Source organism: Saprospiraceae bacterium, from assembly GCA_026129545.1.
Lineage (GTDB): Bacteria > Bacteroidota > Bacteroidia > Chitinophagales > Saprospiraceae > M3007.
In genome coordinates, this window is sequence record JAHCHX010000001.1 from 3,208,346 (window position 1) to 3,231,005 (window position 22,660).

General features: G+C 51.5%; 8 protein-coding genes. 5 read left to right on the top strand and 3 right to left on the bottom strand.

What is annotated here, in order from left to right; all coding sequences use genetic code 11:
- Nucleotides 1-66 precede the first annotated feature (66 nt).
- The 5 genes from KIS77_12500 (at nucleotide 67) to KIS77_12520 (ending at nucleotide 9,328) form a co-directional block, all read left to right on the top strand.
- Nucleotides 67-1,236 (top strand): sorbosone dehydrogenase family protein, encoded by a 1,170-nt coding sequence (locus tag KIS77_12500; GenBank protein ID MCW5923163.1) that lies wholly within the window; start codon nucleotides 67-69, stop codon nucleotides 1,234-1,236.
- A gap of 51 nt (nucleotides 1,237-1,287) precedes the next feature.
- The gene (locus tag KIS77_12505; GenBank protein MCW5923164.1) at nucleotides 1,288-2,355 is read left to right on the top strand and encodes an efflux RND transporter periplasmic adaptor subunit; all 1,068 of its coding nucleotides are present in this window, start codon (nucleotides 1,288-1,290) and stop codon (nucleotides 2,353-2,355) included.
- A 103-nt stretch (nucleotides 2,356-2,458) separates the two neighbouring features.
- On the top strand, nucleotides 2,459-3,652 hold the full coding sequence (locus KIS77_12510; GenBank protein MCW5923165.1) for a LysM peptidoglycan-binding domain-containing protein: 1,194 nt from the start codon (nucleotides 2,459-2,461) through the stop codon (nucleotides 3,650-3,652).
- A 112-nt stretch (nucleotides 3,653-3,764) separates the two neighbouring features.
- Nucleotides 3,765-6,221 (top strand): DNA translocase FtsK, encoded by a 2,457-nt coding sequence (locus tag KIS77_12515; GenBank protein MCW5923166.1) that lies wholly within the window; start codon nucleotides 3,765-3,767, stop codon nucleotides 6,219-6,221.
- 62 nt (nucleotides 6,222-6,283) lie between these two features.
- Nucleotides 6,284-9,328: an amidohydrolase family protein gene (locus KIS77_12520; protein MCW5923167.1), complete on the top strand. Its 3,045-nt coding sequence runs from the start codon at nucleotides 6,284-6,286 to the stop codon at nucleotides 9,326-9,328.
- Between the two features lie 18 nt (nucleotides 9,329-9,346).
- Here the strand turns inward: KIS77_12520 and thrC are convergent, their stop codons facing one another.
- Genes thrC through KIS77_12535 form a run of 3 tightly spaced genes read right to left on the bottom strand, consistent with a single transcriptional unit; the run spans nucleotide 9,347 to nucleotide 22,566 of the window.
- On the bottom strand, nucleotides 9,347-10,645 hold the full coding sequence (gene thrC, locus KIS77_12525) for a threonine synthase (GenBank protein MCW5923168.1): 1,299 nt from the start codon (nucleotides 10,643-10,645) through the stop codon (nucleotides 9,347-9,349).
- A 5-nt stretch (nucleotides 10,646-10,650) separates the two neighbouring features.
- Nucleotides 10,651-12,252, bottom strand: coding sequence for an OmpA family protein (locus KIS77_12530; GenBank protein MCW5923169.1), 1,602 nt, complete (start codon nucleotides 12,250-12,252; stop codon nucleotides 10,651-10,653).
- 48 nt (nucleotides 12,253-12,300) lie between these two features.
- Nucleotides 12,301-22,566 (bottom strand): hypothetical protein, encoded by a 10,266-nt coding sequence (locus KIS77_12535; GenBank protein ID MCW5923170.1) that lies wholly within the window; start codon nucleotides 22,564-22,566, stop codon nucleotides 12,301-12,303.
- Nucleotides 22,567-22,660 lie beyond the last annotated feature (94 nt).

Genomic DNA, 22,660 nt, shown 5'->3' on the forward strand with positions numbered 1-22,660 from the left:
CCTTCTCACACGCATGAAAAATCTTGGAGAATCAAGGTATAAATGCCCTATTTTTCCGCAAAAAATATGCGCTACTCGATTTTTGCTTTGCTTCTTTGGCTTTCCTGCACGGCCTCTTCACCCAAAAAGACGGAGACTGCCAGCTCAGCCTCAGTTGCTTCTAAACCAAGTCCCGTATACACAGGCAAGTTGCCTATCGAAAAAATCAAATTGCCACCGGGATTTAAGATAGGCGTGTATGCCGAAAATCTTGCCAACGCTCGTTCCCTATGTCTTAGCCCCAGCGGTACGCTTTTCGTTAGCACTCGCGAAAAAGGCAATGTATATGCCTTGCGCGACACCAATGGTGATTATGTGGCCGACCTCTACTACACGCTCGCGTCGGGTCTTCGGATGCCCAATGGCGTGGCCTTTCGCAACGGCAGCCTATTTGTCGCGGAAATCAGTCGTATCCTGCGTTTCGACGACATTGAAAACCAGTTGGCCAATCCGCCCAAACCCATTGTGGTTTTTGATAAATATCCTACCGATGAGCATCATGGTTGGAAGTATATCGCTTTTGGCCCCGACGACAAACTTTATGTGCCAGTAGGTGCTCCTTGCAACATTTGCGAGCCTCAAAACCCGATATACTGCACCATTACTCGACTTGACGTGGATAACCCCCGCGAGCCAGAAATCGTGCAGCGCGGCATTCGCAACACCGTAGGCTTCACATGGCATCCACTCACGAAAGAGCTGTGGTTCACGGATAATGGCCGCGATTGGCTCGGCGATGATTTGCCCGCTTGCGAGCTCAATCACGCTCCCCAACCCGGTATGCACTTTGGATATCCCTATTGTCATCAAGGAGATTTGAAAGACCCCAAATTTGGGGACAAACGCCCTTGCTCCAACTTCACGGCACCGACCCAAAATCTCGGCGCACACGTTGCGCCATTAGGTTTGGAAATTTATGCGGGCAACAATTTCCCTGAAACATATCGCCACCAAGTCTTTATTGCCGAACATGGTTCGTGGAACCGAAGCAAAAAAAGTGGCTATCAAATCAGTTTGGTAAAACTGGACACCAATGGCAAAAGCCTAGGCTACGAACCTTTTGCGAGTGGGTGGCTACAGCCCGACGAATCTGTATGGGGCCGCCCAGTGGATTTGGAGCACTTGCCTGATGGCTCTTTGCTCATATCGGACGACTACGGAGACGCGGTGTACAGGATATGGTACGAAGGGCAATGATTTGTTTAGCTTTGCGCCGAATTTTTCCAAAAGCCAACATCCACTCATATTGTGCGCAACCGTATCTACCTCTGGCTTTTCTTGTTCTTATGCGCCGCTTTTGTCGCATGGAAGCTTTATTTCAATAAAAAAGAACTCGCTGCCGAGACCGAGCTTGGCAAGGTGAGCAGAGCTTATGTGCCAGTTGAAATTGTGGAGGCAAAGCTGGAGACACTCGCCAATCGCCTTGAAGCGCAAGGCATATTTTTGCCAGCAAAAGAAATGTTTGTTATTTCTGAAACAGCAGGTCGTGTGTTGGAAGTGTACAGAAACAAAGGAGAGTGGGTCAACGAGGGCGACCTGATAGCAAAAGTGGATGATGAACTGTTGCGTACCGAGCTAGAGGCCACACAGGCCAACCTCGCCAAACTCTACAAAGACCGCGAGCGCCTGACCAATCTCATAGAAGGCGAAGCTGCCCCGAGAAACAAAATCGAGGACGTGTCGCTAGGCATCTTGGCTGCCGAAGCCAAAGAAAAAGGCTTGAAAAAACAAATTGCCAACACAAGCATAAAGGCTCCTATGACGGGCACCATGGGGCTACGCTTCATTGAGCGAGGAAGCGTCATTGGGCCGGGCATTCAGGTGGCACAAATAACGAACTTGGAGAAACTTTTTCTCATGGTAAAAGTGACCGAGCGCGATGTTTTGAAAGTGCGCAAGGGCCAGTCGGTCATCGTGTCCCCCGATGTTTATCCCGGGCTTTCTATTCCCGGAAAGGTGACGAATATCGGTCTTCGAGCTGACAATGCTTTTACGTATGATGTTGAGATAGAGGTGATTAATCCAACAAAGAGCCCTCTACGCGCAGGTATGCACGGCATGGCTAAATTTACTTTCGACACCAATCGCCAAGGGCTGACGCTACCTCGCAAAGCCATTGCTGGCAGCTTGCAAGATGCCAAAGTATATGTGGTACACGACTCCATTCTGGCTGAGCTCCGCTCTGTGACCCTTGGCGGAGTCTTTGACGAAAAAGTTGAAGTAACCGCCGGGCTTCAACCCGGTGAGCAAGTCGTCGTGTCAGGGCAAATGAACCTTTCTGACAGGGCAAGGGTGCAAGTGGTGATACCCAATTGATAATCAGATATGTTTTGTATTTACCAAGATTGTGGAACAATATCCGAATAGGTTATTACATTTGTTCCCGAACAGTCTTTTTTACAAAACAAACTTTTATCAAATGCCCACAACTTCACATTACACTGTCGCTCCCGGCGACACGCTCTATGGAATTGCCCGCCGATTTGGCATGGATGTCAATGACTTGATGTCGCTAAACGGCCTCTCCTCAAGCAATCTCAGCGTTGGCCAGACACTTCAAGTTTATGCCGAAAGCGGAGGCCAAGAGTCATTCGTCCCGCCCACCCCACCCCCACCACCAAGCCCGCCGTCGTGGGGAGGAGGTAGTTCGTCCGGTAGTTCATGGGGTAGCGGTGGGGGATATGCCGCCGCCCGCCAGCAATTTGGAGTTCAGATACGCCCCGACGCGGGGTTCAATCGCTATACATTGACAGTACCCTTACTCAGTGGTGGCACCGTGACGGCCAATATGCGCGACAATCTGACCAATTCAAGCCATTTGGTTTACCCACAAGGAATCATGTACGCGGGCCAATCGAATATTGAGGTAGATTTATACTCTATCCAGTCGGTCGGTCTCAATCCTCAGACCGCTCGTGCGCTTCAATATGTATCCACGCACGAAGGAAAATTCGATGCCATCAACAGTTACGACCGCGCCATTTTTTCTTATGGGTTTATCCAGTTTGTGGGCGCTTCAGCGCATGGGGCAAGTCTAAATCAAGTGTTGGCGAGCATGAAGTCCAACGCTCCAAGCCTTTTCGACAAAGTGTTCCAAAGCGTTGGCATCGGCGTTTCTGGAAATGTGGTCACGGTGGTTGACGACCAAGGAAACACGCTTCAGGGGGACCCAGCTTGGCTTTACATCCAGCAGACCGTGCCACTTTATGGGGCGTTCATTCAAGCGGGATTCGAGCCTGCCCTCGTGTTGGAGCAGCTCCGTATGGCCAACACACTTTATGTGCAACCAACCCTTAATGCCCGACTTGACCTCAATATTGCGGGTGCTTCCATGGCTGTCACACTCAAAGATATTTTCACATCGGAGGCTTTCCAGACCATCGCTATCGCCATCGGTATCAATCAAGGGGTGGGTGGCATGAGCCGCAATGTGGTGGCTCCCGCAACCTCTCAGGTAGCTATGCAGACGGGTGTGCCCGATTTGCGACAGATTGACGAGCGAATGGTGGCCGAGACAATTGCATACAATGCCACGGATGAGCGGATACGCAGCCGAGCGCAAGGCGTATTGGATTCGGGATTGAGCTTTGCCAAGGCGGGTGGATGGAGCTAGTGTAAGCTCTGGTGTTCTAAGTAGGGAAATCGGCAAATGACTGTCCGATTTCCCTACCTTTGCACCAAAGCACAGCACTTCCACCCACTCGACCGAACCCGAAATACACGGCATGGCAAAAGGTAAACGCGGACAACTAAGCATGAATTTCGACAAAGAGCGCGTCCCGAAACTCTTCGGGATATTCCTCTTGTTCCTGTCTTTTTACTTCCTCATCGCTTTCGTTTCCTATTTTTTTACTTGGAAAAACGACCATGACATTGTGTTCCGTTTTTCATGGGAAATGTTGCTGGCCGACCAGCCTGTGGACAACTGGCTGGGGCGGCTGGGCGCTTTTCTATCCGACAGCATCATATATTGGGGGTTTGGTGTCTCCTCTTTTGGCATTGTCTATCTGCTTTACAAATACGGTCTTGCCTTGGTGCGCCGCATTCCCTTGGGCTATTTGGGCATCACTTTCCAGCGCACCGTAATCCTGATGGTGATTGTTTCCATCGTCTCCTCGTTTTTTTTCCAAAATTTTGAATTCCCTTGGGGAGGCGTGTTTGGTCAGTCAGTCAGTCTATACATTCAAAATTTGCTTGGCACCGTCGGTACTTTAGCATTGATGTTGTTTGCGTTGATAGCAACTTTTGTCTGGTCAAACAATCCGAATCTTGAGGAATTGAGTTGGCAAAGACTATGGGACGAGACCAAGCAGGCGTGGCACGATTTGCTCACGGGAAATTTTGGAAAACGCCGACCCACCGCCGCTGCTTCACCCACCGTGTCGAGGGGGAAAACCGAAATTCCTTCGCCCGCGGAAGTGGTCGAGCCTCCGCTATCCGCCAACAAACCAATGGAAGAAACGGGAGCGCAACTGGCATTCGACCTCAGTCAAAGAAGCGCCTTGTTTGCTGATTTGCCCAAACGGGAAGTATTGCAGCCCGGCAATGAGGGTGATATGGAAATCATCATCAATACACCCCCACCCGCCACCCCCGAAGATGCCGAAGCCTACAAGCCGCCTGTGGTAGCCGTACAGGAAGACAGCGTTAATCTGACCGAACCATACGACCCCACGCTCGAGCTCTCGCACTATGAATATCCACATTCCCAATTGCTCGTAGAACACGACAACACGGTGCTGGAAATTGACCGCGAAGAGTTGGAGGCCAATAAAAACCAAATACTTCAAACCTTGATGTATTTCAAAATTGAAATTGAAAAAATCAAGGCGACCATTGGCCCCACTGTCACGCTCTATGAAATAGTGCCAGCCAAAGGCATCCGCATTTCCAAAATCAAAAACCTCGAAGACGACATTGCGCTCAATTTGTCCGCACTCGGCATTCGTATCATAGCCCCCATACCGGGCAAGGGCACTATCGGCATCGAGGTGCCCAACAAAAAACGCCAAACGGTTGGCATCCGTGAGGTGATTACTGACGAACGATTCAAGCGGGCGAAGATGGAACTGCCCATCGCGCTTGGGAAAACCATTCAAAATGAAGTGTTTGTGGCTGATTTGACCAAAATGCCACACTTACTTGTGGCGGGAGCCACGGGTCAGGGTAAGTCTGTCGGTATCAACGTGGTTTTGATGTCGCTGCTCTACAAGAAACACCCTTCTCAGGTAAAATTGATTTTGATTGACCCTAAGAAGGTCGAGCTATTCCCTTATGCCCACTTGGAAAATCACTTTCTCGGTTTTTTGCCCGACCAGACCGAACCGATTGTGACCGATACGACGAAAGTGGTGCACACCCTCAACTCGCTCATCATTGAAATGGAGACGCGCTACGATTTGTTGAAAAAAGCCGAAGTGCGCAACATCACCGAATACAATGACAAGTTTGTCGCTCGACGCCTCAATCCTAACAAAGGGCACCGCTTCTTGCCCTACATCGTGCTTATCATTGATGAGTTTGCCGACCTTATTATGACTGCTGGCAAAGAGGTGGAACTCCCGATAGGCCGCCTTGCTCAGCTGGCCCGTGCGGTAGGCATCCATCTCATCATTGCTACTCAGCGACCTTCGGTCAACATCATCACGGGAGTTATCAAAGCGAATTTCCCGGCCCGCATAGCATTTAAGGTCGCTTCAAAAGTAGACTCGCGCACCATACTTGACACGGGCGGTGCGGAGCAGCTTACTGGTCGCGGCGATATGCTGCTTTCGGTCGGCGGTGATATCATTCGTTTGCAATCTGCGTTTGTGGACACGCCGGAGGTGGAGCGCGTCATCGAGTTTATTGCAAACCAACAAGGATTTGCCGAGCCATTTTTCCTGCCGGAGTTTCACCCCGATGGGGAGCAAGGTGGCGAAGCCAAACAATTCAGCTTCTCTGAAATGGATGATATGCTGGAAGATGCGGCTCGATTGGTGGTGGAGACTCAACACGGCTCTACCAGCATGATTCAGCGGCGGATGAAATTGGGTTACAATCGTGCGGGCCGCATTATGGACCAACTTGAAGCACTAGGAATCGTCGGCCCTGCCGAAGGTTCCAAGCCCCGCGAGGTGCTGTATTACAGCGTGGATGAGTTGGAAAGGTTTCTGGCAGAATTGAGAACTAAGCGAGGATAAATGTTTTGGGGATTTTTTAGGGACTACTGCCTATTTTCACCCCATAAAAAATCCTCCACATCATGCATAGTTTGATTCGGCAATTTTTGCTTGCCTTTGTTTTGTTGCCCACCTCTGCCGCTTTTGCCCAAGTCACATTTCCAAAACCCGCTCCTTCGGACGAAAGGTCTGGCCTTTTTGCTTTCACCAACGCCACGATATATGTGGACTACAAAACCCGTATAGAAGGCGCAACGTTGCTTATCCGCGATGGTAAAGTGGAAAATTGTGGGCTTAAAGTGACCATCCCCAATGGTGCGGTCGTCACCGATTGCGCGGGCAAGACAATTTATCCGGCTTTTGTTGACTTGTACGCCACTGATTTTGGATTGCCACCCACCCCTAACACCGCAGGTGGTTCTGGTGGACCGGGACAGCGTATTCCGCAACCGCTTTCAAACAAAAAAGGCGCGTATTCATGGAACGAAGCGCTCCGCACGGAATACAACGCTGCCGATATCTTTTCGATGGATGCAAAAGCCGCCGAGGAGTGGCGGAAACTCGGATTCGGTGCTGTAGTAACCCATAAAGCGGACGGCATCTCTCGCGGCACGGGCGCATTGGTCGCCTTAGCCATAGGCAGTAGGGAACATGAGACGATTATTACAGCAAGGGCAGGCCATTTTCTTTCCTTTCGCAAAGGGACAAGCACACAGAATTATCCTTCGTCGCTGATGGGGTGCATAGCCCTTGTTCGCCAAACATATTTGGATGGACAATGGTATAAAACACAGGGCAGCAGAGAAGAGCGCAACCTCTCGCTTGAGGCCTGGAATGTGGTTCAAAATTTACCCCAAATTTTTGAGGCAAGCGACAAATTGGATGTGCTGCGCATTGCGCAATTAGGCAAAGAGTTCAACATCAAATACATCGTAAAAACGGCGGGCGATGAATACCAAAGACTTGATGCGGTAAAAAGCAGCGGATTGCCGCTTGTAGTGTCCTTGTCTTTCCCTGAAAGTTACGAAGTGAAAGACCCTTACGATGCCATGAATGTTTCGCTTAAAGATTTGAAACACTGGGAGTTAGCCCCATCTAACCCAGCGCGACTGGAATCTGCTGGCGTGCCATTTGCACTCACCGCATCAGGATTGAAAGACAAAAGCAAGTTTTGGGAAAACCTTCGCAAGGCGATTGAATACGGACTTTCAGAGCAAACAGCATTGCAGGCATTGACCTATCACCCTGCCCAATTCATCGGTGCGTACACATTGCCTACCGACAACAATCGAGGTGGGGCGATAGGAAGTTTGGAGCCTGGAAAGTTGGCCAATTTTATCATTGCCAATGGAGATATATTTCAGAAAGAAACCAAAATTCTCCAGAGTTGGGTGATGGGAAAACCATTGGAAGTGACCCCGCCGAACTATTTCACGACATACCCCAGCCGCCTCGGCACCTACCAGCTTACCATTGGAAGAGAGCAATATAGTTTAGTCGTCAAAGGCAAGCCAGAAGCACCAGAAGCTCAAATCATAAAAGCCGACAGCACAAAAACAAAGGCCAATCTCGGCATTACGGCTGCGGGATTAGTGTCACTTTCTTTTCAGCCAGACACTATCAATAAAGGGTTCGTTTCATTGTCTGGTACGGCCCAACAAAAAGAATGGTTCGGAAGAGGCACACTACCCAACGGAACTTGGACGGACTGGCGGACGGAGTTTGTCAGTCCCGCAACACCAGACCAGCCAACGAAACAAAATCCAGTGACACCTCCCGTTGTAGGAGACATGGTTTATCCTTTCACTGCTTTTGGTTGGAAAGAAAAACCCAAGGCCGAGACCGTCCTAATTCAAAACGCCACTGTCTGGACGAACGAACAAGAGGGCATTGTCGAGGATGTTGATGTCCTGATTTCCAATGGAAAAATTCAGAAAATTGGACGTCAATTGCCAGTGCAAGACAATGCCAAATTGGTGGATGGGACGGGGAAACACCTCACTGCGGGTATTATTGACGAGCATTCGCACATAGCCGTCAGCCGCTCTGTCAATGAAGGCACACAAGAAAGTAGTGCCGAAGTTCGCATTGGCGATGTTATAGATTCGGAAGATATTGACATTTATCGCCAGCTTGCTGGCGGTGTCACGACCAGTCATATCTTGCATGGCTCGGCAAATCCCATTGGCGGGCAAACCCAATTGATAAAAATGCGTTGGGGGGGCGCTCCAGAAGAGCTGAAGTTTCAGAACTGGCCGGGCTTTATCAAGTTCGCTCTTGGTGAAAATGTGAAACAGAGCAATTGGGGCGACAACAATCGAACCCGCTATCCGCAGACACGGATGGGGGTGGAGCAAACATACATTGACTATTTCACGCGAGCGCAAGAGTATGCGAACTTGAAAAAAACAGGCAAGCCATATCGCCGCGACCTCGAGTTGGATGCCCTTCAAGAGATTTTGGAGTCCAAGCGTTTCATCACTTGCCACTCTTATGTTCAATCCGAGATCACGATGATGATGCGCGTGGCCGAAAAGTTTGGCTTTAAATTGAACACCTTTACCCACATCCTCGAAGGCTATAAGGTGGCTGACAAGATGGCTAAACATGGGGCAGGCGGCTCTTCTTTTAGCGACTGGTGGGCCTATAAGTATGAAGTATATGAAGCGATTCCATACAATGCCAAAATCATGGCTGACAGGGGAGTGGTCGTCGCAATCAATTCCGATGATGCCGAAATGGCTCGCCGACTCAATCAGGAGGCCGCCAAATCAATCTTGTATGGAGACATGAAAGAAGAGGAGGCTTGGAAAATGGTGACACTCAACCCAGCCAAGCTCCTTCGGGTAGATGCTCGCGTGGGCAGTATAAAAGTAGGCAAAGATGCTGACCTCGTACTATGGAATGAGCACCCTCTCTCTGTCTATGCTCAAGCCGAAAAAACTTGGGTGGATGGCATTCTCTATTTCGACCGCGCTCAGGATGCTGAAATGCAGCAGCAGGTTCGACAAGAACGGGCGCGTATCATCCAGAAAATTCAAACAACCGCTAAGCCCAACGAAGGGCGCGAACGCCCATCCTCTCCCAAACACTATTACGATTGCGAGTCTATTGAAGACGAAGGCTGAAATGTTCCACGTGGAACGTCAGACGTTTTGTAAAAGCCATGACTTAAATAAGGGGTAGTTTGCTTTTATGCTGACTGCCCTTTTTTCTTTATCGCCCAATTCAGCAAGGCTTGATGGAATTTCTATGGGATGCCCCAAGATGCGCGTCACATCTTCCACAAATTTGCCGGGATGAGCCGTCTCCAAAACAATGCCCGTGCAAGGATTCGTTCGTTGATATTTGCGTAGGGCGAGGTAGCCAACCGCTCCGTGGGGGTCTATCACATAGTTATATGTCTTGTCAATATCACGCATGGCTTCTTCGGTTTCTTCGTCTGAAAAAGAGAATCCGATGACATCTTCCCTTATCATGTTCCACGTGGAACAATACAAATCTAACATCCGGGCAAAATTGGATGGAGTGCCTACATCCATAGCATTGCTCAAGGTGCGAGTGGATGCACGGGGAGCATACGCCCCCGTTTCGAGATATGCCGGCACCACGTCATTGGCGTTGGTAGCTGCGATGAAACGGGCGATGGGCAGACCCATTTTTTTTGCGAGCAGGCCAGCAGTGAGATTGCCAAAGTTGCCCGACGGCACGGAAAATACGATGGGGCTTCTTGATGGCATCGCTTGTTTATATCCCTCGAAGTAGTAGAAAGACTGCGGTATCAGACGCGCGATATTGATGCTATTTGCCGAGCTCAGCCGGATTCTGCTTGTCACCTCCCTGTCCAAAAAAGTTTGTTTTACCAAACTTTGGCAATCGTCGAAAGTACCATCCACCTCTATGGCTGTGATGTTGTGTCCCAACGTCGTCAACTGCTTTTCTTGCAAAGGGCTAACTTTCCCGGATGGATAAAGAATAACTACTTTAATGCCGGGTGCTTTGAAGAAGCCGGCGGCAACGGCACCTCCCGTGTCGCCAGAAGTAGCGACCAATATGAGCAATTCCTTGTTTTCATCCCGATTGAAATAGGCCATCATTTTGGCCATGAACCTTGCCCCAAAATCTTTGAAAGCCAAAGACGGGCCGTGAAACAGCTCAAGTATGTATGTACTGTCGTCGAGGCGAAAAAGTGGAGCAGGAAAGTCAATGGCACCTTCCACAATGGCATCTAAATCACGGGCAGGTATAGCGCCTTGCAAAAGATATTGGGCAACTTCGATGGAAATTTCCTGAAATGAACGTGATGCCAAATTTTGAAAAAATCGTTCTGGCAATCTTGGAATATCAACAGGCATGAAAAGCCCCCTATCTTCGGGCATTCCTGCCATCACTGCTTCTCGTAGAGATACACGCAAATTAGGGTTGTTGGTGCTATGTAGTTGCATTGGGTCTATATTTTCGTTATCACGAATTCCACTCGTCTGTTTTGCGCACGTAGCGCATCGGTGCTGTTGTCGTTGAGCGGGTACTTTGGGCCATGCCCCACTGTCTCGATTCGTTTTTTGTCTATGCCTTTGTTTACCAAAAAAGATTTGATGGCCTCAGCCCGCTCCTCCGAAAGACGAAGGAGTTCCTCTGCCTTGCCTACATTGTCCGTGTGACCTTCCACGCGCAAGTGCAATGAGGTCAGCTCATTCATGGTGGCCACAAGCCGTTCAAGTTCGGAGTACGACTCCTCCAGAATGATTGGTTTTGATTGTTGAAAAAAGATGGGTTGCAATTCGATTTTGGCATTCACCTCTAAGGCATCCATTGGTAAATCCAAAAAATGCTCGTCGAAATAATAGTAGTCGCGACGAAACAAAACACGCTCGGTATTGCCTACAAAACCTGGTTTTTCTGGTTTTAACTCAAATAACACTCCTTTGGGGACTTTCAGCCGGAAAGTGCCATCCGTTGATAAAATAATACTGGCCATGTTTCCTTCGGTGCCATAGCGCACTTGCGCACCTCGAATCAATTGTCCTGTTTTGCGAAAAATGACACGGCCCACTATTTCAATTTCGGTCGGCTGCGGTGGAGCGATTTGCACTCGGTAAATATCACTGTTGCCATCACGTTTTGATGTGAAGTAAAGGTAGCCAGAAGTCATGTTGAAATAGGGTTGGCCGTCGTCAGCAGTAGAGTTGATGGGTTCCACCGCTTTATAGGGAGCAGACCAGTTCTTCCATGTATCGTCCTGTCGCTGACAGATATAGATGTCGCTGTTGCCAGAGCGATTGGAAGAAAAAAACAAGGTGGTGTTGTCTTCCGATAAAAATGGAGATGTCTCGCGGAAGGGTGAGTTTACCACGTTGCCCAGATGCTGTGGAGCGGTCCACTTGTTGTCACCTTCTCGGAAACAAACATATAAATCCATATCCTTCGAGTCAAATCGAGTAGCCGACAATATCAACACTTTCCCATCAAAACTCATGGTGAGGCCTACATCGGAGGTGATAGTGTAATAGTCTTTGATTTCCACGGGTGCTGGAAAACTCCATGTGCTATCCGTCAGTCGGCGAACGATTGAGAAGCCCCGCTGCATATTGCCCGACAAATCAAATTGGTTGATGACATAGAATGCGTTGGGGTCGGGAGTGACGGTGACTATGCTATTGGGCAAGGCATTATTCAGCGGATAACCCGGATGCGTCAAAGTGCCAAACTCGGATGCTTCGACTTGTACGGCCCATATATCCTGATTGTATGGGGAGCGAACAGGGTTATAGACTCCGGCCCCAGCCATTTCAGAAAATATGGCTGCTAACTTGTTCAAATACTGCTCTTGGCCAAGTCTCTTTGATTGTTCCATCCCATCAATGTAAAGTGTTTGCTCAAATTCGGGATAGCCCACTCGGGTGAAATAAAGCGTTTTGCCGTCCCGGCTAGGCACAGGCGTAATTTCATCATAAATCGAATTGATGAAATCGGGTAATTTTTCCAACTTAAAATCCTGCGCCGCCAGCGATTGAATGCCCAGCAAAAAAATAAAAAAAAATGTGTGTTTCATAGACTGGGCAAAATTACGGCTTGCAAAAGTAAACCCATGGCTTCCTCATCACACAACGATGGTTTCTTCCCTGCTCAATGTAAACGAGCCATTGCCCACGCTCAACAACAACCGATAAGTACCCGACGAGGGGAAGGTGGCCGTAGTGGGAGAGGTGCTGGCATTCGGAACAAACGTCACCTGCCCGGCGGGGCCGCTCACTTTTGTCCACTGGAGGGTCAAGTTGTCGTTTTGCGGGTCGCCGAGGCCGCTATCGGTCACATTGACCAAAAGTTGGCGCTTCAGGTTCTGCCCCACATCATTGACTTGCACCGTCACTTTTGGCGGCTGATTGACCACGATATTCACCGTTCCGGTGGAAGTGCCAAAATCGTTTGTGGCAGTCAATCGGAAAACATAGATGCCTTTTTGATTGGGTAATTTGACAGAGGCGACGGGCTTGTTCGCATCGGTGATGAGTGCCTGTGTTGGACCAGAGACTTGCGCCCAAAGTGTACTAAAAATACTCTGAGGGGTCTTGTCGCCATAGCCCTCGTCAGAAACTTGACCGTTGAGGGCGAGCGTGATGCCATCGTTGTTTTGCACCGTGACTTTTTGATTGGGGCCTGGGGAGATAACGGGCAGGGTATTGACCACTACCGTAAGGTCATCATTGGACTTAGCGACACTGTCATCGGCTTCCAATCGCAGCACATATTTGCCTTTGGCGCTGAATCGCGCCTCCACAAAATCGGTGTTGTCCTGCAAAAACGTAAGGTTGCCTGGGCCGCTGACCTTTGTCCATTTGAGCGCAACCACGCCCGGTGTTTCGGGCAAGCCATCATCGCTTACCGTGCCATCAAGTTGTACCGCGATGAACGGTTGGCTCAAGGGCTTGAGCAGCACCATATCAAATCCAGCATCCACCACCGGGGCGCGGTTGACCGTGGCTTTCACTTCCAAGCTGGTCGAAAGTTGTGGGTTGTCGGGATTCTTCACGGTAAGGCGCAAGAAGTAAACGCCACCCGTGCTGAACGTCGCGGTGGTTTGCAATTTGGTTGCATCCGCAAACGTGACGGTACCCGGACCGCTGGTTTTCTCCCAAAGGATTTGTAGGGTGTCAGCCGTGTTGCCTAGGCCGTTGTCGGCTAAGTTGCCATTGACGGCTAATTGATTGGTTGGCAGTGTGATAACAGGTAATGATAGCGCGTTCAGGGCGGGCATTTGGTTTACGGTGATGTTGAATGGTATCTCTGCGACAAGTGCCCCGGTGCTGACTTCAAGTTTTAGATTGTATAAGCCGCGTGCCGTGAAAATTGCTTTGGCCGTGGGCTTGTCCGAATCCGCGATTTGCACGGTCGCAGGCCCTCCTGTGCGGCTCCATTTAAACGTCGGCACATTCATATCGCCCATGTCGCCGAGGCCGCTGTCTTTGAGTTCGGCGATGAGGTCGGCCTGTGTGTTCGCGCCGACGAGGGCAATTTTTTGTGTGCCGGATTTGATTTCAACATTCGGTGGCACATTGACTATTACGATGGTCTCGTTGCTGCTCAATAGTTCGCCATCTTGTGCTGTGAGGCGGAAAACGTAGCGCCCTTTCTGGGTGACTTGCACGGTGGTTTGCGCGGTATTTTCATTTTGAATTATAGTACCGCTTGTTGGGCCGCCGATTTGTTTCCATTGCACCGTTCCGGCAGGTGTCGGGCGGTCATGAGTAACACGGCCATTCAGCACGATGGTTTTTTTCTGGGTGCTTGTTTTTGACCAATCAAAATCAGACCAGTTCACCACAGCATTCGCCCCGGCGGACACGACAGGTGGTAGGTTGGCGTTCGCGCCAAATTTGAAGTTCTGTTCTATTTCGCCGAGTGTCAGTGCGCGACTGTAGATGGCGACGAGGTGAAGTTCGCCTAGCCATGCACGGTCGCCGTCGGCACCAGAGCCTATTTCGTTGGCAAGGGCGAGTTGGAAGTCGTTTTTCCAATTGGAAAAGTTGCCGCTTACGGTGCGGCTGGCAACTTCGGTGCCGTTGACGAACATTCGCGTCAGGCCGCTCGCATCGCGGGTGCAGACGAGGTGGGTCAGCCTGTTCTCTACCACACCGCCTGCCAGCGCCTTGTTGCTGGCGTTGTCATTGGTGGTGCTGGTGCGAAGGTGCAGGTGATATTGGTTGCCGCTTTGCGCAAGCGTGAAATTGCGAGCGCCCGGCCCAGAAGAAAACGTGAGGATACGCGCCAGCCCCGGCACGTTGACATCGCTGGGCTTCAGCCACGCTTCAAGGGTAATTTCGTTGGCGATTTTGAACGCGTCGTGGAGGCGACCAATGGGACCGGAGGCGAGCAGCAGGGTTGGGTTTTTGATTTTTAATGCGCCATTTAGCCAACTAATTTTCTGTAAATCAATTATTTGTACGTCGAGCGGCTCTCCTGTACCGGATGCGTCTTTTACTGTTTGGCCGGTATTTTCTTCAAAGGTGTAGAGTGCCTGAATATCGCGGTTGACGCGAGCAGCTACGCTGACCATGACTTCTGCGTTGGCATCGAAAGTGCCATTGCTTACTAATAGTTGGAGCAGATAATTGCCGGGTTTATCAAAATTGACCTTTGTTTGCAGGGCATCCTTTTGTTCAAAAACAACGTTGCCGAGGCCGCCTGATTTGAGCCATTGCACGGTGAGCACGCCCGTTTCGGGGTCGCCAAGACCGGTGTCGAGGATTTGGCCGACGAGCTGCACTTCGAGCGCATTGGTCTCTATATTGGCTCCCGCGCTGATGATAGGGCGCTCGTTGACGATGATGGTGAGCGCATCCTCCGCTTCGAGCAAGCCGTCGTTGGCGGTGAGTTTTAGTTCGTAGCGGCCTCGTTTTGTGAAGGTTGCTTTGGTAGTTGCGGCGTGTTTGTTTGCAAAAGTCACGCCTTCGGGGCCGCTTGTTTTTTGCCAAGTCGCAAAAATGGCCTCGGCTTTTTCCAAACGGTCGTCAATGACAGCAGTTTCTAAATCGGCGACGACGGAAGTGCCATCGAGGCCAATGATTTGGTCGAGGCCAGCATTGACCAAGGGCGGTTGGTTGGGCGCGAGTTCGGTGAGGGTGATTTCGCCAAATTGCTCACCTTCAGGCATTTGGTTGCCAGTGATGCCGAAATAGAGGCTCATGTATTGAATGACCTCTTGGGTGTGTGGCTGCAACTCGGGCAGGTTTTCACGGATGGTATCACGCACTGCATCGGAAAATTCTGGGAAGCTGCCGAGCCGATTGCTGACGTAAGGTTCCAATTGTTTGATGAGCTCGTAGTTGCTCTCAATGTCGAGGGTTTGCAGGGCTTTTTCCAACGAGGGCGGCGCGGTGTTGTCGAGCGGGGGCAACACGCGGCTGACGTAGGTGACGCGGTGCATGATGCGCCAGCATGGTGGTTTTTTGCCTTCCTGCCGGGCTTCGCGCAAGGCTTGTGCTGCGGGGTCGTCGCTTTGCTCGAGCCAAATCGGGTCAACGATTTTATTGAAAAAAAGGTCAAAGTGGTCCGACGTGGGTTCCAAATAAAAGGACATGAAGCGGTAAGCATCCACCTTGTAGGGGTGCTTGACGGGGCGCGGACGTTTGGGGTCGCTTTTGTCGAGCAGCACGATTTTGTCTTCGTCGCGCATATAGAGGTCGCGCTCCACGTTGTCCAAACCGACATTGAGCGCAAATGAAGAGCTGGATTCCCTGCTCTTGCTGATGTTGAGTTTGTGTTGGCCGACGAATAAAGCACTCAGCTCAAACGAAGCGGCGGCTTTGGCCACCGCAAAGTTGATTCCAAGGTCAATGCCTCCCTTTCCAGTAAATTCATAGGAGCCGCCGGAAGTTTCAGTCTGCACTTCCATCGTTTGCTGCGTTTCGGCAAAAAGTCCCCCGTCGGCTGTCCAGACGTAAGTGTTCACGAGGTTGCGGCGCATCTTCTTTTTTAGCTCGGCATATTCAGTGAGTTCGAACGCGCTTTCGGAGGGAAAATAGGCTTTGCGGCCTTTATTGGCGGCGTTGAACTGGCTGTAATAGGTTTCCAACTCCCGCTCATCTTTCTGAATCTTGTTTTTCAAAGCGTAGGCTTCCACGGGTTTGAAATAACTCACGTCGTTGCTGTATGATAGCGCATTGGGATAATCCACGTCGGGTGCGGGGCCGATTTTTCCGTCCAAGACACCTTGCTTCACATACTGCGGATTGATGGGGAAATGAATGATGTTCCAGTCCTTCGGAATGTCGGGATTGGGGCGCATCGTGAAGGAAATCAATGCGTTGTTGTGTTTCAAGCGCAATGCAAACACGTCGGCGGTTTCGGATTGCACAAGTGCCAGCCCTGTGTTTTCGGGTACGAAGCGTCGCCAGCCGTATGGCTCTTGCTCGGATTCTTGCGGCGAGGTATAGCGCCCGCGCAGTTCGAGGCTGGTGGTTTTGCCAGTAGTGCGGGTGGTACCCACGCTGGCTTCCGACGACCAGCTCCACATCGCCTCAAATTGCGCTTTCAAGCCGATGAGGATATTGGCCTCTTCCATGGAGGTGATGGCGATGACCCCGAGACCGCCGCCGGCGCTGGATACCGATTTGATGCCGAACTTGAGCGCGGCCTCCACTTCCAAGCCAAAGCCCTGCTCTTTGGAGGCAGAATAAGTGTAAGTCGTTTCTTCCGCTTGGGCAAACTCGACCGTGCTGGCCTCGTTGTAATCGTCGAGGTCGCCAATAACCTCCACGCTGGGGTGAGTCAGGTTTTCGCTTGGAACGGGCGGCGCGCCTTCGATGAATCCGATGAGTTGTGGGGCGAACTGCACTTGACCAATCCATTCCACCGCAAGGTCGCCGACTTTGTAGCCCGTGAGCAGGTTCAAGTTTCCATTTTGAATAAAACCGTAACTGCGTTTGAACACGCCAATGAGTTCGCCCCGGCTATCCATTTGCATATCAGCGTATTCATGTACGGCGGGTGTGGCGTGAATAAATCCGCTAAAAGGGGTGCGCACACCAGCCAACGCGCTGCGCACGACGGGTGCGTCGTCGCCAACCGGTGCGGAGGAGAGGATATAATTGGGGGAGCCTTCTACCTTGAGGTGGTTGCCGCGCAGGGCATTGTCGCTAAGTTTGGTGTCCGTTTCAGCATCGAAGGTATAGTAAGCGATGAGGTCTTCCAGCTCGCCGTTGAGGCGGCGGAATAGGTTGTCTTCGATTTGCTCGCGGGTGCGGGGTGTTTTCCAGATGCGCACTTCTTCGATTTCGCCATTGAAGCGTTCGGTAGGCACAGCATTGGCAAGTGCGCCGAGCGCGAATTGGTTATTTACCGCTGCGAGGCCGGTGAGATTTTCGGTGGTCAATGTGCCTCTGTCATTGAAGTAAAAGGTCAGTACCGAGCTTTGCGGGTCGGGGTCTTTCACCCATTCGAGGCTACCATTGAGGGAGGCGTGATTTTGGCCGTTGGAGTCGTTGGCGCGGGTGCCTTCGCGCTCATCGAATCGCCACCAAGAGACCAAGCCTTCCTCACCACCGCCAATTTCCTGACCGAGGTTGGCGGCATCGCGCGCGGCGTTCCAGATGCGTACTTCGCTGATGATGCCAGCAAAAGAACCCGCTGTATTTCGACCGATGAGGGTGTTGGCGTTGTTGCGACCAATGTCGGGCACCCTATCACTGCCAGCGCGGATGACGTTAGCGTTTGGTGCCGATTTTTTAAGTTCTGCAACGGCCAATCTGGTAGGCTCATCAAAGGCGTAAATAAATGATTCTGGGGTGTTTCCAATATGCAACTCGATGGTGTACCATCCTAACGTCTTGGTTTCGTTGTCCGAAATTTTATAGGTCTGCGATTCGCGTTTGCGAGTGACAGCCACACGGGTAGATTGATTTAGTTGGGCGCTTGCTGTCGAGGTGAAAGTTTGAAGGTTTCCATTCCTGTCCTGAAAACTAAACATCAATTTTCCCTGAACATTGAAAGCGAGCGAGTAAGGGGTTCTTTGATTGCTGGTGGTGTTGGTATCACGGGCGACGATACCGCTTCCGCGAAAGAAACTTGTAGGCCGCAAAAAGGCTTCGATGGTCAAGTCTGTGCCAATGTTCAGCGATTCGTCTTTACCACAATCGAGATAGCTACCCATGCCGTTGAATTTCAAACCATAATTTTGCTGAAACACGGCCGCGAAATGCGCCCAATTCCCTGCGGGAAACACCTCCTTGCTTTGCACAAACTTTCCGTTCACGCCTGCAAAAACGGCGTAGGCTGGCAACGGCGACACTGCTTGCTCGGGTTCTCCGTGCAGTACCCCATCGTTGAAGTTGCGGGAATAATCTCTGGCTTGTTTGTTTTCAAAATGCCAGTATCCTGTGAGGTCGGTTTCATTGCCTGCGAGGCGACGGTTCATGTCGGCCAAAATTTCGGCTTGGGTACGGGCGCGTTTCCAGACGCGCACGTCGTCTATCTCGCCTTTCCAAAGACGGCGGTCTGTCACGTTGGCGGCAGGGTTGGGATTTGCCCCGATGCCCCAATCGGCTTCCACGGCGAGCGCGCCCATGTTTGAGTTGGTGGATTTTCCCAAAACACCGTTTCGATACAAAAGCCATTTTTTGGAAACGGCATCGTACACGCCTGCAAGGTGAACCCAGTCTTTGCCTTGTTTGTCGGCTTCGGGAATGGGCATGGCCGCCAAGTGATTGCCACCCGACCAGATACCCGCTTGGTATTGCCCGTCCTCGATGCGGAGGAACAATTCGGGGTTGTCGTCGTGCGGGTAGCCGTGCGCCACAATGTTGCGAGAGCCGTCGCTGGCTTCCAATTTTACCCAAGCCTCTATGGTGATTGCGCCCGCGAAATTAAGCGCGGCATTTTTGGGGATAGTCACATAATCGGCCGTGCCGTCGAATTTGAACGCCGAGTTCAAATCCTTTTTTTGCAAACCCAGGGTGTAGTTCGATTCGTTGGATTTGTGCTGAATAATGCGCGATTTATCTTCTACTTTCAAAGGTCGCACCCATGCCTCGAGGGTCACGTCGTCGTCGAGGTCAAACTGTTTGAGTTTGCTGGCCCCTTCCAAGCGAGCAAAGGTGTCGGCCCCGTTGAACAGCAGGGCGCTGCCCGGCGCAGCAGCGGTCCATTTGCTCTTCAAAGTGGTGCCGCTGGTGACGCGCTGGTTGGCGACATTGGAGTCCAAGTTTGGTAAACCATGAAGGTTTGCTAAGCTTACCGCACGAAGCAAGAGCGACCCTCCGAACAAATCACCCGGCACTTTTGTGGTGCTGGCATCGGCTGCATAGTCATATTCCATGAAGTAAATCGGCAAAGGCTGGGTAGGGAAAATCAGCACTTGGCTTGAAACGGGAATCGTCGTTGCGTTTTTGGCGACGGCCTCCTTCACGAACAGGCGTGTGGTGCCAAGCATCAAGGCCGCGCCTTTTTCCAAGGCCCGGCGTACGCCGGGAGCCTCGAGGGTAAGTTGGTCGCTCTCCAATATGCCGGAGCCGACAAATTCCCGATAGCCCACGAGCTTGCCATTTTCGTAGTGGCCTGCCTCGCCGTTGAGTACGCGGGCGAATCGTTCCGGGTCTCGCGGCATCTTGGTCCATGCCTCCTCGATTTCGAGGCCCGTGATTTTCAACGTACAATTATCATCGTCGGGGCCATTGCTGATTTCGACGGCAATTTTGTCCATGCCCAAATCGGTGGAGCGGGCGACGCAGATGACGGCTTGATTGCCGCTTTTGTCCACGAGCGGGTATTTCGCTTTTTCGGTAAACGTGGTGTAGTAAGTGGCGAAAAACTGGTCGTCGGCACCCCGAAAATAGAGCGCGAGCGAGCCAGTGGCACTGTCGAACAAAAGAGGGGTGCTTTCCGTCCATGCGAAGCCAAGTAGGCCGCCCGCAATAGAAAGCCCGGAAGCATCGAGGTGTACGGCGGGCATTTCCACCTCTGCCCCTGTGCGCAACACGGATTGCAAAGAGGCAAGGGCGGCCTGTGCGTCTGTGAGCAACACTTGCTGTGCCGTCAGGTCATTTTGGGCTTGGCTCAACCGTTGCTGCGACTTGGTGATTTTCTCCAAAAACGCCGGATTGACGGCAATGGTCAGCCCAGATACATGGTTGCTCCATTTCGTGCCGGCCGGCTGTCCGGCGATGTCAAAGTCGGCAAGATTTACCGTTCCCTCTTCCGAAAAAGTTTTGGACGCGCCAGCATCCACATCGTGCATAAAAACGGTGATTTGGAGCGGCCCTGGTAGTTCGAGTTTTGTGACCCGGTCGTTGATGCCGAGATTGTTCAACTCGTTATAGGTGACGGAGCCGATATTTTTTTCCAAAACAATGGCTGCGTTCGAGGCATTGAGCGCGTGGATTTTGACTTTTGCGCCATCCAGCTGAGCCTGCAAATCGTCGAGCTCGGTTTTCCGCGCATCGCGTTTTTTCTCCAATTTTTTCACAGAATCGCCCAACACGCGCACCTGTCCTTCTGCGGCTTTTACTGCGTCAAGCTGTTCGTTGACAGATGATTTTGTAGGGTCAGGGTTGACAATGCTCAGCGGAATGCGGTCGGGCGCTTGAGCGATTTTGCCAGAGGGCGACACCCCGAAGTCGAGCGAGGCTATGTAGTTTTGAACCCCAGCACTCGACCCTTTGGTGGCGAATGCCAACATCACGCGAGCGGTTTGTTTGAGGGGCTTTTCCTCACCACCGTAGCCGCTCGGTACGTTGGCTTGCTGGAAATAAAGCAAAGCCGTGAGGCCGGAAGCGACCTCGCGGGATTCTAATTTGTCGTCGGGTTTTCGGCTGACGATTTGGAATGTATTGCGGTTCACGCCCGCTTTTTCACCAATCGGCGCATCAGAAGTGACCCAATTGCCGCCGTTTAAAGTGCCATCCGCGCCGTTGTTGGTTTGGTCAAAAACCGTGTCGCCTGCCGCCTCATCGAAACGCCAATAGCCCACGAGACCGGGTTCGAGACCAGTAAGGCGCTGGTTTAAGTCATTCTGCAATTCACGGGCAGCGCGAGCGCGATTCCACAGGCGGATTTCATCCAAAGTTCCTTTGAAGGAATTTTGGGCTGCTCCGAAAAACAGGGCGGGTTTGCCTGGCGGTTTCTCGGCATTTTCTTCCAAGTCAATTTTATCGCGCAGGTTTCCACCGATATAGAAGCGGAATGCCGCGCCATCAAAAGTGATGGCGACGTGGTTCCATGTGTTGGGCGTAAGGATGCTTTTGGAGGTGTATTTGTCGCCTTGCCCGCCACCAAAATCCACGCGAATCCGCGTTTGCGCTGATACCAGAATAGAGGGGCCGCCAGCATTTGCTCCGCTTTTCGCGCCAGCCATAAGCACCTGTGGTTGTGTGCTTTGTATTTGTTCGGGAAAAATCCAGCCTTCGAAGGTGAATGTTTCGCCGAGTGTCACGCCCTTGCTGAGCGCAACATGGTCGCTTGGTTTTTCCAATTGCAAAGCCGACTCTGCGTGACCCTCTTTTGTAGGGCTAAAAACCTGCGAACCGCGTGTGTTGAACAGCCCATCCGCCGAACGCTCCACGTTGAAAGCATCTATGCGGCCAGTTGCGCGATTTTGGGCAAAAATTTGCCAACGCTCCACTTCGGCGACGGCGGTGGGCAGCAGCATTACGGTGAATCGTCCGCCCGTGAGGTTGCCGATGAATTTGAGTTCCTGCGTTGGCTCGAAAAAGTCGTTGCCGTCCAAATCTTTTGGGCCGAGGCTGTCCTTGCGGCTGGCGGGGCGAGTTTTGCTCCGACTGCGTTGGAAGCGCACTTCGAGGCGGGGTTCGAGCGTGGTACCGACCAACACGAAGCGGTCCACGAGCAAAGTCGCGTCCACGAGCGGCACGGGCTTGCCCGATTTATCCAAAACAGTCTCGCCGTCTTTGTCTTTTTTGAAAACCTGAGTGGGGTGGTCGGCATCAATAGCCTGTCGAAACAAATAGACATAACGCCCATCGGTCAACACCTGAAAAGGCGCGTCCGCCGTGAGGCGAGCGGTGGTGGAGCGGAATAAATCCTTCTCGCGGGAATCAATGCGAACGCCAGTTTTCACAGGTGTGTCGCTGCCGCGCTGGTATGTTGGCAGTAGTGTTTGGTCTGCGATGCCAAAGCCAACTTCTGCGATTTCGTTGGGAAAATCTAGCTCAGTCAGGCCGCCGGGCCAGAGGCTCACGTCAAGCGGCGAATCGGCATTGTCGGGGCTTTGGTCGAGCACGGCATAATATATGCGCCGCTGGTTGTCCATGGCAAAGGCAATCAGGCTGCCTTTGTGTCGCAGCATAGCGGTATGGCGATATTGCTTGTCGGAGTAGGTCTTGGTGAGGCTGGAAAGGATTGTGTCATTCAGCATTAGCAAAAAATGTCAGAGTTTGAAATAAGGTTGCTTAGCGGCTGTTCGGGGCAGAACACGCTTAACCATTGCGGCAAACTAGAGCAGATTTACA

Excerpts from the sequence above, each read along its gene's own strand:
- KIS77_12500 (MCW5923163.1), top strand. The coding sequence starts at position 67 with ATGCGCTACTCGATTTTTGCTTTGCTTCTTTGGCTTTCCTGCACGGCC.
- KIS77_12510 (MCW5923165.1), top strand. The coding sequence starts at position 2,459 with ATGCCCACAACTTCACATTACACTGTCGCTCCCGGCGACACGCTCTAT.
- KIS77_12515 (MCW5923166.1), top strand. The coding sequence starts at position 3,765 with ATGGCAAAAGGTAAACGCGGACAACTAAGCATGAATTTCGACAAAGAG.
- KIS77_12520 (MCW5923167.1), top strand. The coding sequence starts at position 6,284 with ATGCATAGTTTGATTCGGCAATTTTTGCTTGCCTTTGTTTTGTTGCCC.
- thrC (MCW5923168.1), bottom strand. The coding sequence starts at position 10,645 with ATGCAACTACATAGCACCAACAACCCTAATTTGCGTGTATCTCTACGA.
- KIS77_12530 (MCW5923169.1), bottom strand. The coding sequence starts at position 12,252 with ATGAAACACACATTTTTTTTTATTTTTTTGCTGGGCATTCAATCGCTG.
- KIS77_12535 (MCW5923170.1), bottom strand. The coding sequence starts at position 22,566 with ATGCTGAATGACACAATCCTTTCCAGCCTCACCAAGACCTACTCCGAC.